At 75.6% G+C, this 14,857-nt stretch carries 9 protein-coding genes; 8 read left to right on the forward strand and 1 reads right to left on the reverse strand.

The genetic code is table 11. The features are described from left to right. Positions 1-133 precede the first annotated feature (133 nt). Positions 134-1,924: a DUF4192 family protein gene (locus ACFWOG_RS22190; protein WP_380360507.1), complete on the forward strand. Its 1,791-nt coding sequence runs from the start codon at positions 134-136 to the stop codon at positions 1,922-1,924. Between the two features lie 86 nt (positions 1,925-2,010). Here ACFWOG_RS22190 and ACFWOG_RS22195 read toward each other — a convergent pair whose 3' ends face one another. After that, positions 2,011-3,327 carry an alpha/beta fold hydrolase gene (locus ACFWOG_RS22195; RefSeq protein ID WP_380360508.1) on the reverse strand — a complete coding sequence of 439 codons (1,317 nt, stop codon included), beginning with the start codon at positions 3,325-3,327 and terminating at the stop codon, positions 2,011-2,013. Between the two features lie 786 nt (positions 3,328-4,113). Between ACFWOG_RS22195 and ACFWOG_RS22200 the strand changes: the two genes are divergently transcribed. The 7 genes from ACFWOG_RS22200 to ACFWOG_RS22230 all read left to right on the forward strand — a co-directional run bounded on the left by ACFWOG_RS22200 (position 4,114) and on the right by ACFWOG_RS22230 (position 14,783). Continuing rightward, positions 4,114-6,234 carry a glycogen debranching N-terminal domain-containing protein gene (locus ACFWOG_RS22200; RefSeq protein ID WP_329950058.1) on the forward strand — a complete coding sequence of 707 codons (2,121 nt, stop codon included), beginning with the start codon at positions 4,114-4,116 and terminating at the stop codon, positions 6,232-6,234. Between the two features lie 112 nt (positions 6,235-6,346). Further along, positions 6,347-7,105 (forward strand): NUDIX domain-containing protein, encoded by a 759-nt coding sequence (locus tag ACFWOG_RS22205; protein ID WP_380360510.1) that lies wholly within the window; start codon positions 6,347-6,349, stop codon positions 7,103-7,105. A gap of 265 nt (positions 7,106-7,370) precedes the next feature. Beyond that, the gene (locus ACFWOG_RS22210; RefSeq protein ID WP_380360512.1) at positions 7,371-9,512 is read left to right on the forward strand and encodes an ATP-binding cassette domain-containing protein; all 2,142 of its coding nucleotides are present in this window, start codon (positions 7,371-7,373) and stop codon (positions 9,510-9,512) included. Positions 9,513-9,515: 3 nt separating this feature from the next. Continuing rightward, positions 9,516-10,421: a hypothetical protein gene (locus ACFWOG_RS22215; RefSeq protein WP_329950013.1), complete on the forward strand. Its 906-nt coding sequence runs from the start codon at positions 9,516-9,518 to the stop codon at positions 10,419-10,421. Between the two features lie 198 nt (positions 10,422-10,619). Further along, positions 10,620-11,552 (forward strand): FadR/GntR family transcriptional regulator, encoded by a 933-nt coding sequence (locus tag ACFWOG_RS22220; RefSeq protein WP_329882607.1) that lies wholly within the window; start codon positions 10,620-10,622, stop codon positions 11,550-11,552. Between the two features lie 467 nt (positions 11,553-12,019). Beyond that, positions 12,020-13,654, forward strand: coding sequence for an RNA polymerase sigma factor (locus ACFWOG_RS22225; RefSeq protein WP_380360515.1), 1,635 nt, complete (start codon positions 12,020-12,022; stop codon positions 13,652-13,654). Positions 13,655-13,943: 289 nt separating this feature from the next. Next, on the forward strand, positions 13,944-14,783 hold the full coding sequence (locus ACFWOG_RS22230) for a S1 family peptidase (protein WP_380360517.1): 840 nt from the start codon (positions 13,944-13,946) through the stop codon (positions 14,781-14,783). Positions 14,784-14,857 lie beyond the last annotated feature (74 nt).

The following is a 14,857-nucleotide window of genomic DNA, read 5'->3' on the forward strand; positions in this document are numbered from 1 at the left end:
GGCCGTCAAATGTCCCCCTGGAGGGTGGTGCGTGTTGAGCCGAACGAGGGAGGAGTTATGCACAGGCGGGGTTTATCCACAGGGGAAAAAGAAAAATCCGGAGGCTCCGGCGAATTGCGCCAGTCTTCCGGCCATGAACAACGAACGCATCGCGCTCCCCTTCGGCGACGGCCCCGGCGGCCGGCCGATCACCATGCGGGGCCCGGCCGACATGGCCGAGCTGCTGCCCTACCTCCTCGGGTTCTTCCCCGACGACAGCATCGTCGCGGTCGGTCTCGGATCCCCGGACCTCCGCCAGGGCGGGGTGATCCGGCTGGACATCCCCGAGTCGCCGGAGGAGTGGCCGGCCGCCGCCGAGGAGACGGCCGACCTGCTGGTCGGGCTCTCCGAGCAGCAGGGCGAGCGGCCGGTCCAGGTCCTCCTCTACCTCTGTCAGGACCCGGGCCGTGATCACGGCCCGCCGACGGACGAGCGGTTGCGGCCGCTCGCCGAGCGGTTGCGGCTGGCCTTCGAGAGCCGCGGGGTGCGGGTCAAGGAGGCGCTCTGCGTCTCGGCCGGTCGCTGGTGGTCCTTCCTCTGCCGGCGTGACGGGTGCAGTTGCGATCCGGCGGGCAACCCGATCGGCAGCGCTCCCGGGCCCGGCCCGGTCGCGGTGGCTGCCACCGTCGCGGGCCTCGCCCCGCGCGGGAGCCGCAAGGAGATCGTCGCCGGGCTGGCGCCGGTCGGCCCGCCCGCCGCCGGCCCCCAGCGGCGGGCGATCGCCCGGGCCGAGGGCGGTCCGGCGGCGGGGCGGCGGCCGTCGCTCGGCCGGGAGGAGAGCGCCCGGCTGCTCGACGGGGCCGTGGCCGCGTTCATGGCGGGCGCCGTCGAGCTCGACGAGGACCGGACGGCCCGGCTGCTGCTGGTGCTCCAGGACCGGGTGATCCGGGACCGCGCCGCCGAGTACGCCAGGCCGGCCGAGCTGGCGTCCGCCCAGCGGCTCTGGCGGTTCCTCGCCACCCGCTGCGTGCCGCCCTACACGGGCTACGCGCCGCCGCCGCTCACCCTGCTGGCCTGGGTCTCCTGGGTCGCGGGAGACACCGCCACGGCGCGTGTGGTGCTCGCGCACACGCTCCGTCTCGCGCCGTCCTACCTGCTGGCCCAGCTCCTGTACGAGTCGCTCAACGGTGGCTTCACGGTCGAACCGCTGCTGGCGAGCGTGGAGACGGAGCGCTGCCGCCGCACCGAGCGGGAGCGGACGTCGGCGGTGGGGCCGACCGTCGCTCAGGCTCAGGCTCAGGCTCAGGCCGACGGCGGGCGGGCCGGTACCGGTCCGGGTGGCGAGGCCCCCGATGCTGCCGGGCCGGTCGCGGTCGAGCCCGTGGAGGTCGATCATCCGGACACCGAGTCTGCGGAGGCCGAGCCCGCAGGTGGGGAGCCGACGGACACCGGGCCGGGCGGGGCAGGAGCGGGTGACCCGGCGCCGCCGGACCGGGCCGGCGGGTCCGACCGGCCGGGCGGTTCCGCGACGGCGAAGGCCCGCCGCCGTCGCAGGCGTGGCCGCCGGGCACGGCCCGAGGGATCGCCGCCGTCCGGAGGAGCGAGCGGCCCGGTGCCCGGCGCCGCCCCGGATTCCGGGCATCCGACGGAGACCCCGCCCGAGCCGTCCGCAGTCGTCGCTGCGACCGGTCGGTCCGGCTCGTCGGACCTCGCGGGGCCGTCGGGCGCTGCCCGAGTGCGCGGCGGTCGGACCGGTGCGGAGCCGGTGCCGCGTCTCCTGCCGGGGCTGCCGGGCTGCCGCCCGGCGGAGCGACCGCGCTCCACCCGGCGGGCACGGATCAGCCGCTCCTCGCCCTGGGCGGCACCGGTCTCACCGACCCCCGCCCGTCGAGGCCGGTGCCGGGGCGTGCGGAGTGCGCCGGCCGGAGCCCGGACGTCCCGGTGATCCGGGAGCCCCGCGCGGGCCCCGCCCGGTCCGGTCCGGGTGCCCGTCGGGCGCCGGGACCGGCCGGGGCTCGCCGGCAGGCGCGGCTACGCCTCGCCGCGGGCCATCGCGATCAGGCGGTCGAGCACCTTGCCGTCGCTGACCCGGAGGCCGTCGTGCTCCCACTCGTTGGTGATCCAGGTCCGCAGCCCCCGGACGGCCCGGGCGGTCGCCAGGGAGTCGGCCGTGTCGACGTACATGTCGTCGTGGTAGACGGCCGCCACCACCGGCACCTCGTTGGCGGCGAGCCGCGCCGGGTCGTACAGGTCGGGCCAGTCGGTCCGGGCGGCGAGCAGGTCCGCGGTCTCCTTCAGCGGTCGCAGCGCGGGGTCGGTGTCGAACATCCAGGGGTAGATCATCTCGCCGGTGAACAGCACCGGCGCGTCGGACTCCAGAGCGGCCCGGGCGTCGAAGGCCGGGAACTCCGCGCGGACCCGCTCGGCGGACCAGGCGGTGCCGGCGGGGTCCACCGAACGCTGGCCGTAGATCGACTCGTGCAGGACGGCGTAGAGCGGGCCCTGGGCGAAGGAGAGCTGCGCCTCGGCACCGGCCAGGAAGGTGTCGGAGAGCTCGGGGCCGTCGGTGCCCTCCACCCAGGCCTCCTCCAGCAGGTAGTGCAGGGTGCCGGAGCCGCTGCCGCTGCCGAGCAGCATGCCGAGTGCCTGGAAGGCCCGGACGGTGAGCAGCCCGCCGCCGGGCAGGGTGGCGGGGGAGTCGGAGAGGTGGGCGGCGATCCGCCGCACGCCTGCCACGTCCTCGGGGAAGCGGTCGTAGTGGCCCTCGTTCTTGCGGACGACCCGGGGGTAGGCCGCCCGGTAGACGTCGTCTGCGGAGCTGCGCAGCCCGGCGAGGCCACCCGTGACGAAGGCCTGGTCCAGTCCCTCGGGCGCGATCGAGAGGTAGGTGAGGGTGCAGAAGCCGCCGAAGCTCTGGCCGAGCAGGCTCCAGCGGCGGTCCTCGCCGAGCAGCCGGCGGCGGATCAGCTCGGCGTCCCGCACGATCGAGTCGGCACGGAAGTGCGCGAGGTAGTCGGCCTGCTCCTCGGCGCCACCGCGACGGGCGAGCGTCTGCCGGGTCGCGGGCGTGGAGCGCCCGGTTCCGCGCTGGTCGAGGAGGAGCACCCGGTAGTCGTCGAGGGCGCGCTCCAGCCAGCCGTCCCGGCCGAGCGGGCGGCCGGCCTTGCCTCCCGGGCCGCCCTGGAGGAAGAGCAGCCAGGGCAGGTCGTCGTCCTTCGCGCGGCCCGGGGCGACCACCTCGCGGGCGTACACCTCGATCTGCTCGCCCTGTGGGGCGCTGTGGTCGAGGGGCAGCTGGAAGACGTGGTCGGTGCTGACAATCCCGGGCAGCCGGCTGGGGGTGGACATACAACTCCTCGGTCTCTGCTGGTCACAGCGATCGCGTCGGCCCCCACCGGGGTTGCCGGTGGCGGGGCCGCGATCCCCGCACCGTATCCTGGCCGCGGCCGAGCACCGGCCCGGCGGTCACCGTCCAGGACGGCCACCCGACGGACCGGGCCTCGACGGCCCGCAGGACGGCGGGGAGGCGGCACCGGACCGGTACCGGAGCGGAGTCACAGCGAAAGCCCCGGCGGGTCCGCGAGAACCGACGGCACGCACGCCCGGAATCCCGGGCGGGTACCGCGGTCGAAGCCGGCGGGCGTGACCTGTGGACGGTCTCCGGCGTTGACCCCGGGGGCCCCGGGCCCGGCACCACGCCCCGTCCGGATCCGCCGTCGGGCCCGGAGTACCGTCCGAACGGTCGGCCGACACGGCACCCGTGCAGGTGGCGGTGCCGGCCCCGAGCGGCGGGGTGCGGAACGGACCGCCGCTCCGCGGCAGCGGTCCGCGCGGGGCACCGGCCGGGCATGACGTCACCGCCGCCGCGGGACGTCGGACCCGACGGCGCGCCGGGCGGGTCCGGTGAACGACCGGGCGCGACGGGACGCCCGGGAACGGCGCGGAGCCGATACCGACCCGGTATCGCGTCCCGCATGGCACGGCCCGGTACCGGGTACGGCCAGGCACGGCACGCCGGCCGACGGAGAGGTCCGTCGGCCCGAGACACCACCAGCACGCGATCGAACATGCTCGCGGCCCACCGGCCCTGAACGGCCACCGGACCGCCGAGGGGAGGAGAGTCCGGTGACCGCGATGAGGCCACCACAGGCCATGCCGGCCGAGAGTGTGGTCGGCGCGCCCAGACCGGTCGGCCGACCGGATCCGGCCCAGCCCGGAGCGCCCGGCGGCCAGGCCCGGTCGGCGCCGCCGCGCCCGCAGCCGGCCGCCGCCCACCACGCGGTGCTCTGCGTCAACGCACCGGCGATGGCCGCCTCCGGGCCGGACGGCCAGCTGCGCGGGCACGGCCTGCACGGCTTCTACCGCTCGGGGGTCCGCGTGGTTGCCCGGATGGAACTGCGGCTCGGCGGGATCGAGCCGCTCCCGCTCCAGGGCACCCTCACCACCGCGGCGCAGGCCCGTTTCCTCGGGGCCGTCCGGCTCCCCGGCGACCTCGACCCCGATCCGGCGCTCACCGTCGAGCGGCTGCGCCACGCCGACGGCGTCGAGACCGTGACGGTGCGGAACACCGGCAGCCGCGCGGCCCGGCTCCCGCTGGAGATCGCGCTCGGCACCGACCTCGGCCCGGTCGGCGAGATCGCCGCCGGCCACCGGCCGCCGGACCTGCCCGGCCAGGTGCAGTCCTCCGGGTTGCGCTGGGCGGGGCCCACCCACAGCGCCACGGTCAGTGCCCAGCCGTCTCCGCACGCCGTCCTGGCCGGCGCCGGTGTGCTGCGCTGGGACCTGGAGGTCCAGCCCGGGGCCCGCTGGTCGGTCGAGCTGCGGGCCGAACTGGAGACCACCCTGCCCGGCCCGCGACCGCCCGGCGGTCGGGGCACCGGAGTCCCGCTGCCCTGGGCCGAGCCCGAGGTGCGCTGCGACGACCCCCGGGCCGCACTGGTGGTGGCACGCTCCCTGGACGCCCTCGGCGGGCTGCTGTTCGCCGACCCCGACCGGCCGACCGACCTCTACCCCGCCTCCGGCGCACCCTGGCGGTTCGGGCTCGCCCCGGCCGACGCGCTCTGGGCGGCCCGGCTGGCACTGCCGCTCGGCACCCGGCTCGCCGCCGGCACCCTCCGGGCCCTGGCCCGCCGTCAGCAGCCGGCGCCCGCCCCCGGCCAGGGCGGTCACCGCCCCGAGGGTCTGCTGCCGGGGGCCCTGCGGCACGGTGGCCCCGAACTGCCGCCCACCTGTACCGCCACCGAGGCGACGCTGCTGTTCGTCACCGTGCTGGCCGAGGCCTGGCGCTGGGGCCTGCCCCGGCAGGAGGTCGCCGAGCTCCTCCCGGCCGCCGAGCGCGCGCTCGCGGCGCTGCGCGAGGGCCTGGTCGACGGCTTCGTCACCGACCTCAGCCGGCCGGTCGAGGAGAGGTCGGCCCACCCGGTGCCCGCCCGGGCCGAGGTCCAGGCCCAGGCGCACCGTGCCGCCCTGCACGGGGCCGACCTGCTGGCGGCCTTCGGCCGGCCCGGCGCCGAGGAGTGGCGGAGCTGGGCGGCCGGACTGCGCGCACGGTTCCGCGACCGGTTCTGGGTGGACGACCTCTCCGGCGGCCGTCCGGCCGCCGGTCTCGCCCCGGGCGGCCAGCCGCTGCCCGCCGTCGCCTCCAGCCTGGTCCACCTCCTCGACCCGGGGCTCTCGGCCGAGGGCGGTCGGCACGAGAGCCTGCTGGACCGTGAGCAGACCAGGCTGCTCGCCCATCGGCTGGCCGCGCCGGAGCTCGACAGCGGCTGGGGGCTGCGCACGCTGAGCGCCAAGTCGCCCCGGTTCAACCCGCTGGGCCACCGCAGCGGCGCGGTACGGGTCCACGAGACCGCCCTCGCCATCGCCGGGCTCGCCGAGGCCGGCCACGAGAACGAGGCCGGCGCGCTGCTGGAGGGTCTGCTCTCCGCCGCCGCCCACTTCGAGGGCCGGCTGCCCGAGATGTACGCGGGGGAGCAGCGCACGCCGGGCTGCCCGCCGGTGCCGCACCCGGGTGCCTGCCGCCCGGCGGCGGTCTCGGCCGCCGGGGCCGCGCACGCGGTGTTCGCGCTGGCCGGCGTCCGCCCCGATGTCCCGGGCGGGCGGGTACTGGTCCGCCCGGCCAGCACCGCGCCGCTCGGAGAGCTGGAATTGACCGGTCTGCGGGTCGCGGGCGAGCCGTTCTCGGTGCGGGTCAGCCGGATCGGGGTCGCGATGGTGGAGGAGGCGTCCGCAGAGCTGCAACTGGTCGCCCGCTGACGCCGCCCCTGCCGCGCGAGGCGGGCCCGGCCGTCGGCCGGGCCCGCCCTCCTGCGGACCGTCCGTACGCGGGCCTGTGCTTATCGTCAGAGAGACGACTATGATCGTCGCCATGTCGCGTTATGACCCGTCGGCCTTCCCCCCGTTCGCTGTCACGGTCGACCTGGTGGTGCTGACGGTGCGCGAGCACGCGCTCTGTGCCCTGCTGGTCCGGCGGGGTGAGCCTCCCTACCAGGGCTACTGGGCCCTCCCCGGAGGCTTCGTCCGCCCCGACGAGGGCCTCGCCGAGGCGGCCTCCCGGGAGCTCGCCGAGGAGACCGGTCTGCGCGCCCACTCCGCCCCCGGACACGACGCGGTCGGCCCCGGCACCGCCGGCGCCCACCTGGAACAGCTCGCGACCTACGGCCACCCCCAGCGCGACCCCCGGATGCGGGTGGTCAGCGTGGCGTACCTGGTCCTCGCGCCGGACCTGCCGACCCCGCGCGCCGGCGGCGACGCCAGCGGCGCACGCTGGGCACCCGTCACCGAACTGCTCGGCCCGGACCCCGTCGACGGGGTCCCGCTCGCCTTCGACCACGGGCTGATCCTGGCCGACGGAGTGGAGCGCGCTCGCTCCAAGATCGAGTACTCCTCGCTGGCGACGGCCTTCTGCGCGACCGAGTTCACCGTCGGCGAGCTGCGCCGGGTCTACGAAGCGGTCTGGGGTGTGGCGCTCGACCCGAGGAACTTCCACCGCAAGGTGACCGGCACACCCGGGTTCCTGCTTCCCTCGGGCGGCACCACGACGCGTCAGGGCGGGCGCCCGGCGCAGCTCTTCACCTCCGGCGGGGCCAACGTGCTCAACCCGCCGATGCTGCGCCCGGAGTCCTGAGCCCCCCGCCCCTCCCTGCCCCTCCCGGCCGCGTCGCGGTCCCCTCGCACGCCGTGGTGGTTCGCTCGCTCTCCCGGGCTACCCGGGTCTCCTCGCAGGATCGGATTGTCCCCTGATCGGGTGAGGTGCGCGGGCGTCGGGCCCGTGCCGCCCCCACAATGCCCGGAATCTCCGGACCGGCCCCCTAATGTGCTGGCGCGGAGCCGTGCGGGCACGACCCCGCGCCACGCAGACCGGGTCGGCCGAGGCATGGGAGCAGCCAGCGATGATCCAGATCACCGGACTGACCAAGGTCTACCGACGGGGCGGTCCGCCGGCGGTACTGGATCTGACCTTCGACGCCCGTCCCGGCATGGTGACGGCGTTGCTCGGTCCCGAGGACGCGGGCAAGTCCACCGCCCTGCGGCTGATGCTCGAACTCGAACGCGGCCGGGGCGTGACCCTCTTCGACGGCCGCACCTACCGCCGGCTGCGGCGGCCCGAGCGCGAGGTCGGCGTGGTGCTGCCCGACCCCGGCCGGGCCGGCGGAGCCGCGGACGCCGCGGGCCACCCCGGCCGGAAGGCGCGCGGTCACCTCAGGATGCTGGCGGCGGCCGTCGGGGTCCCGGCGAGCCGGGCCGACGAGCTGCTGGAACAGACCCGGCTGGCGGCCGTCGCCGACCAGCGCCTGCGGACCTTCTCGCCCGGGATGCACCGGCGGCTGGCCCTCGCCGCCGCGCTGCTCGGCGACCCGGGGATCCTGCTGCTGGACGCGCCGACCGAGGGGCTCTCGCCGCGCAACGCGGAGTGGTTCCAGTCCTTCCTGCGCTCCTTCGGCGTCGCGGGCGGGACGGTCCTGGTCACCACCCGCACTCCGCAGGACGCCGCCCGGTTCGCCGACCGGGTGATCACCCTGGACCAGGGCCGGCTGGTGGCCGACCAGCCGGTGACGGAGTTCCGCCGCACCCGGCTCAGCCCGGAGGTCGCCGTCCGCGGGCCGCAGATGGCGCGGCTTGCGGACCTGCTGGTCGGCCAGGGGGCGCAGGTCCGCCGCGACGGCGGGGCCGGTCTCGCGGTGGCCGGGATCGGCCGTACCGAGATCGGTGAACTCGCCTACCGCAACGGCATCCTGTTGCACGAGCTGGCCGACCGCGTGGTCGAGCAGCCCGCTCCCCGGGCCGCCCTGCCGGTCGGGTCCGGGCGCTCCGGGCACCTTCACCTCCAGAACCGGGCGGGACAGGACCGCCCGGCGAAGGCGCAGCGGGATCAGGGGGCTCCGGAGGAGCGGCGGGAGCCGACCGGTGGAGGCCGGAAGGCGGAGCTCGGGGCAGGGGGAGCGGACCGGACGGTCGCGCTGCCCCCGGTGTCGACGGAGCCGGCCCCGGTGCCGCAGCCGGCCGCCGCCGAGCGGGACCAGACGCCCTCGCCCACCCTCGCGCTGCCGGTCGCACCCGGGCCGGCCGTGGCCCCGGTCGCCGTCTCGGCCGCGACCGCGCTGTCGGCGATCACGGGGCGGGCCGGCCGACGTGCGGCCCGCCGGCCCGGATCCGCACCGGCACCCCGGCTCCAGCCCCCGCTCACGCCGGCGGAGACCCCGCCTCCGGCCGTGACCCCGCCTCCGGCACCGGCGCAGGTTCAGGCCCCGACGTCCGTTCAGGACCCGGCCCGGGTGCGGCTCCAGGACCGGGCTCCGGCCCATGCCCAGGCCCAGACCCGGACCCAGACCCGGGCCGCGCGCCCGGTCGAGGACGAGGACGCGGACACCTCCCCGACGGTCGCCGTGGACCGGCTCTTCCGGGACGGCCTGAACGACCTGGCCCGGTCCGGCGTCACGCCGGTATCCGCGTTCCCCGAACACGCGGTGCCCTCCGACGACCTGACGACCGACGACACCGTCCGTCTCGGCCGCCTCGCCCAACCCCTCGCGGAGTCGGGCGTACGGTCCCCGCGGACGCCCGTGCCGCCGACCGGGGCGGGCGACGACCGCGCCGTCACGGAGCGCCGGGCGGCCGACCCCGCAGGGGCGCGCGGGCTGCCGGCGTACTCCGGGCCCGCCGGTCACGGCCGGATGCCGACCGGGTCGCGCTCGCTGTCGGCGGCTGCGGCTGCGGCAACGACTCCGACTCCGACTCCGGCGCCGGCTTCGGGCTCGCTTCGGGCCTCCGGATCCGACCCTGCTGCTGCCCCGGCGAATTCCGGGGAGGCCGGGCCGGCCCGCGGGGCTGCACCGGCGACCGGGACACCCGAGCACGCCTCCGCAGCCCTCCCGGCCGCGGCGCCGGCACACGCGCTGCCGGCTCTGCCCACGCCCACCCCCGCTCCCGCCCCGGTGTGGACGTCCGCCGGGTTGGCCGGGGCAGAGGCACCCGGCCACGGAGCCGCCGTCCTTCCCGTCACCCCCGCCACCATCGACCTTCGGAGCGAGTGAACCGTGCGAGTTCTGGCCTACGAGCTGCGCCGGTTGCGCGGCCTGCGTTCCACCTGGCTGCTGCTCGGTGCCGTGGTGCTCTGTGACGCGGCGGTGGCCGCCGTGCTGGCGGGGCAACTGCCCGACGGGGGGCTGGACGGTGCGGCGGCGGTGCGGCTGCTGACGGCGACGGTGCCGCTGGTGCCCCTGCCGTTCGCCGCGTTGGGGGCCGGGGTGCTGGGGGCGCTGTCGTACGGGCACGAGGTGCGGCACCCGGGGCTGGCGGCCTCGCAGGTGTCGTACCCGCGCCGGGTGCGGCTGCTGACGGCCAAGCTGCTGGTGACCGGTTCGGTGGCGGCGCTGCTGGCGCTGGTCACACTGCTGGTCGACGCGGTGGCCGTGCACCTCGCACTGCCGGCAGGGGCGACGGTGACGGCGTGGTCCGAGCCGGCCGCGCTCTCCGGTCGGGTGGCGGAGGCGCTGGCCTCGGCCGGCCTGGGCGGGCTCGGCGACTTGCCGACCGTGCTGGCGCCCGTGGCACTGGCGGCCGGGCAGGGTGCGCCGGCCGCGTTGCTGGCCTTCGTCCTGCTGGTGGTCGTGGCGGGCTGGACCGGGGTGCTGACGGCCTCGCTCACCCGCAGCGCCGCTGCCGGGGTGCTGCTGCTCTGCGCGCTGCCGCCGCTGCTGGAGTCGGGCGTGGCGCTGCTGCTGCGGCAGACCGGGACGGCGTGGCCGACCCGGGCGGCGGAGCTGCTGCCGTTCCAGTCGGGGGTCGAGTGGGCGTACGGATGGGTGTACGGCGGGGACCGCCGGGTTGCGGAGAGCGGGTCGGCCCTGACCGACCCGGCGTTGCTGGCCGCGGTGACGGCGCCGGCCTTGGTACTGCTGCTGACCACCCTGCTGGTCCAGGCCCGGCGCCGGGCGCTCTGAGCCACCCCGCGGGCCGGGACACGGCCGCCCGGCGGACTGCGGACGGACTGCGGGTCGGCCGCCGGGGAGGTGCGTGGAGACGCGGAACGGCGGCGTCCGGCCCCTGACGGTTCGCCAAGATCGGCCACCAGTGACCGCAATGAGCGTTTCTTCCTGATAAGAAGTCAATTATCCAGTCACGGTCGATCACCCTTTCGTGTGCTTTTCACGAGAATTCTCAAGCTGTGCTCCCCGATCGCCGACAAAGGACCTGTGAGTACCCTTGCGCACCCCACCATGACCCCTGCCCGTTCCGCCGACGGGGCCATCCCCGGCTCCGGCGACCTGGACCGCTTCTCGTACGCCGACCGGCCGACCCCGCCGGCGCCCCGTTGGGAGGGCGCCGAGTCGGACCTCGCCCGGGTCGGCCGCAAGACCACCAGCAGCCGCGGCCGCGGCCTGCACGGCCAGCTGGTCCAGCAGCTCGGCCAGATGATCGTCTCCGGCGACCTCGGCGCCGACCGGCCGCTCGTCCCCGAGGAGATCGGCCAGCGGTTCGAGGTGTCCCGCACCGTCGTCCGCGAGTCGCTGCGCGTGCTGGAGGCCAAGGGTCTGGTCAGTGCCAGGCCGAACGTCGGCACCAGGGTCCGCCCCGTCAGCGACTGGAACCTGCTCGACCCGGACATCATCGAGTGGCGCGCCTTCGGCCCCCAGCGGGACGAGCAGCGCCGGGAGCTGTTCGAGCTCCGCTGGGCGATCGAGCCGCTGGCGGCCCGGCTGGCCGCCGGCCACGGCCGGGAGGACGTCCAGCAGCGCATGGTCGAGCTGGTCGAGATCATGGGTCACGCCGCAGCCCAGGCCGATCACTCGACCTTCACCCGGGCCGACGCCGAGCTGCACGGGCTGCTCCTCCAGCTGGCCGGCAACCGGATGCTGGAGCACCTCTCCGGGATCGTCGCCTGCGCGCTCCAGGTGTCCGGCGGCCCGGTCATCTCCTGCGAGCGGCCGGTCGAGGCCTCCGTCAGCCTGCACGCCCGGCTGGTGGACGCGCTCGGGGCCGGCGACGGCACCGCGGCCGAGGCCGCGACGCGGGCGCTGCTCACCGTCCACCCCGAGATCGAGCCGTCGGTCCCGGCGCCCCGGGAGCACTGAGCGGTCCGTTCGGGGTCGAGTGTTCCCCCCGTTCCCCGCGACCACCGGCCCTCCGGCTGCCGCCACGGCGCAGCCGGAGGGCCTCTGCGTGTCCGGGCGGTGGGCGGCGGAACGGGCCGGGTGTCGACCCGGTGGCCCAAGTGTCGTGTCCATGGTGACGGGCTTCGGCGCGAGTGAGGGATGATGGAAGTCGGCCCCGGGCCGCGGAGAGCGAACGGTGTGACCCGCGACACGAAGGCCATGCGTAACACTTGACGTGTAGCAGCGATGTCTCCTGAGCGGGAGCAGCTCCGGAATACCCCAACGTGTCAGAATGCTGTGTTGGTCCGCGGCGCTGCTGCCGTCCTGCAAACCCAGTCCTCAAACCCGAGTCGGTCGGAATCGACACCGCGTGCCCGACGCGCGATCTCCTTCCCCGCCCGCTCGGGCGGCCGGTACGGGTTCGAGTCCACTCATCGTCCGAGAGGTTGTTCGTGTCGGCCAGCACATCCCGTTCGCTTCCCCCCGAGATCGCCGAGTCCGCGGCTCTGCTGGCGCTCATCGAGCGGGGCAAGGCCCAGGGGCAGATCGCCGGTGACGACGTACGCCAGGCGTTCGAGGCGGACCAGATCCCGGTCACCAAGTGGAAGAACGTCATGCGCAGCCTCAACCAGGTTCTGATTGAGGAGGGGGTGGATCTCATGGTCAGCGCGGCCGAACCGGCCGGCGCCAAGCGCAAGAGCGTCGCTGCCAAGAGCCCCACCAAGCGCACGGCCACCAAGGCGGTCACCACCCGGACCCCCGCCACTCCGACCAAGCCGCCCGTGCGCATCGCGCCCGGTGCGCCCGTCTCCACCCCCGCGGTCGCGGCCGCTGCCGCGCCGGTCAGCACGGTGTCCGCCGAGATCACGGTCGAGGGGACAGGCGTCGCCGCCGACGTGAAGGCCGTCGCCAAGAAGGCCGTCGCCAAGAAGGCGGTCGCCAAGAAGGCCGCCGCCCCGGCCAAGAAGACGGCCGCCAAGAAGACCACCGCCACCAAGACCGGCAAGGCCGGCGAGGAGGAGCTGCTCGGCGAGGAGGAGCTGGAGGACGCGGCGCTCCCGGGCGACAAGCCCGCCGCCGAGGGTGACGCTCCGGAGGAGGAGTCGGAGGGGTTCGTCCTCTCCGACGACGACGAGGACGACGCCCCGGCCCAGCAGGTCGCCGTGGCGGGTGCCACCGCCGACCCGGTCAAGGACTACCTGAAGCAGATCGGCAAGGTCCCGCTGCTCAACGCCGAGCAGGAGGTCGAGCTCGCCAAGCGCATCGAGGCCGGCCTGTTCGCCGAGGACAAGCTCTCGGCCGCCGACAAGCTCGCCCCCAAGCTCAAGCGCGAGCTGGAGATCATCGCCGAGGACGGCCGCCGGGCCAAGAACCACCTGCTGGAGGCCAACCTCCGTCTGGTCGTCTCGCTGGCCAAGCGCTACACCGGTCGCGGCATGCTCTTCCTGGACCTGATCCAGGAGGGCAACCTGGGCCTGATCCGTGCGGTCGAGAAGTTCGACTACACCAAGGGCTACAAGTTCTCCACCTACGCGACCTGGTGGATCCGTCAGGCGATCACCCGCGCGATGGCCGACCAGGCCCGCACCATCCGTATCCCGGTGCACATGGTCGAGGTCATCAACAAGCTGGCCCGCGTCCAGCGCCAGATGCTCCAGGACCTGGGCCGCGAGCCCACCCCGGAGGAGCTGGCCAAGGAACTCGACATGACCCCGGAGAAGGTCATCGAGGTCCAGAAGTACGGCCGCGAGCCCATTTCGCTGCACACCCCGCTGGGTGAGGACGGCGACAGCGAGTTCGGCGACCTGATCGAGGACTCCGAGGCGGTCGTCCCGGCCGACGCGGTCTCCTTCACCCTGCTCCAGGAGCAGCTGCACTCCGTGCTGGACACGCTGTCCGAGCGCGAGGCGGGCGTGGTCTCGATGCGCTTCGGCCTGACGGACGGTCAGCCGAAGACGCTCGACGAGATCGGCAAGGTGTACGGGGTCACCCGTGAGCGCATCCGCCAGATCGAGTCGAAGACCATGTCCAAGCTGCGCCACCCGTCGCGCTCGCAGGTGCTGCGCGACTACCTGGACTGATCGTCGGACCGTCGCAGGTCCAGCCCGAAGGCCCGGAGCGAACGCTCCGGGCCTTCGGGCTGTTCGGGGGCGGTCGGCGTCACCGTCCGGGTGGCCGTTGTCGCTCGTCCGGGTGGCTGTGCGGCCGCAGGGGGTCGCTCACCGTAGCCGGTCACCTACGCTGTGCCGGTTGCCTGCTGCTGCTGCCGAGCCACCTGGAGACACGGTGTCGCCCAACCCGGACCGCCCGGACCGCGCCGACCTGCCGACCGCCGCCCCGACCCCGGTGCACTCGACGACGGCGCACGCGGTGCGCCCGGTGCGCCGAGCCCGCCGGGCCGCCGTCCTGACCCTGCTGGCCGCCCTGCCCGCGCCGCTGATCGCCCTGGGGCCGGCGGTGCCCGCCGCCCAGGCGAAGGGGCGGATCGTCGGTGGTGTGGCGGCGAGCACCGCCGACCGGCCCTGGGTGGTGGCGCTGGCCAGTCGCCAGCAGTTCGGCGCCGGGCGCTCGGGGCAGTTCTGCGGCGGCGCGCTGGTCACTCCGACCAAGGTGGTGACGGCCGCGCACTGCTTCTACGACGAGTCCAGGGGGCAGCGGGTGGAGCGCCCGGGCCTCAGGGTCGTGGTGGGGCGGGACGACCTGCGGGGCGGGGCGGGGCGCGAGGTGCCGGTCCAGGCGGTCTGGGTCCACCCCGACTACGCCTTCGCCACCAACATGAACGATGTGGCGGTGCTCACTCTCGGCGAGTCCCAGGAGGCCCGGCCGGTGATCGAACTGGTCGGTCAGGGCGAGACCGGGCCGTACCTGGCGGGCACCAGGGCGCAGGTCTACGGCTGGGGTGACAGCACCGGTCACGGTGACTACTCGCCCACGCTGCGTGGGGTCGACGTGCCGATCGTCCCGGACCAGACCTGCGCGCAGGCGTACCCGGGTGGTGCGGACGGCCGCTTCGACGCCCGGGGCATGGTCTGCGCGGGCGAGGAGCAGGGCGGCAGGGACGCCTGCCAGGGCGACAGCGGCGGGCCGCTGGTGGTCGCCGGCAGGCTCGCCGGACTGGTCTCCTGGGGCACGGGCTGCGCCGAGGCCGCCCACCCGGGCGTCTACACCCGGATCGGTTCGGTCGCGGACGCGGTGCGCGCCGTCCTGTAACCGGTCCGCCGCGGAGGGTCGACGGGAGTCCGGGCGTGAAAACGTCGGAGCCGGGCGGCCGGCCCCCGGAGGGG

Origin of the sequence: Kitasatospora sp. NPDC058406 (assembly GCF_042722765.1) — a bacterium.
GTDB lineage: Bacteria > Actinomycetota > Actinomycetes > Streptomycetales > Streptomycetaceae > Kitasatospora.

Excerpts from the sequence above, each read along its gene's own strand:
- ACFWOG_RS22200 (WP_329950058.1), top strand. The coding sequence starts at position 4,114 with ATGAGGCCACCACAGGCCATGCCGGCCGAGAGTGTGGTCGGCGCGCCC.
- ACFWOG_RS22210 (WP_380360512.1), top strand. The coding sequence starts at position 7,371 with ATGATCCAGATCACCGGACTGACCAAGGTCTACCGACGGGGCGGTCCG.
- ACFWOG_RS22190 (WP_380360507.1), top strand. The coding sequence starts at position 134 with ATGAACAACGAACGCATCGCGCTCCCCTTCGGCGACGGCCCCGGCGGC.
- ACFWOG_RS22195 (WP_380360508.1), bottom strand. The coding sequence starts at position 3,327 with ATGTCCACCCCCAGCCGGCTGCCCGGGATTGTCAGCACCGACCACGTC.
- ACFWOG_RS22205 (WP_380360510.1), top strand. The coding sequence starts at position 6,347 with ATGTCGCGTTATGACCCGTCGGCCTTCCCCCCGTTCGCTGTCACGGTC.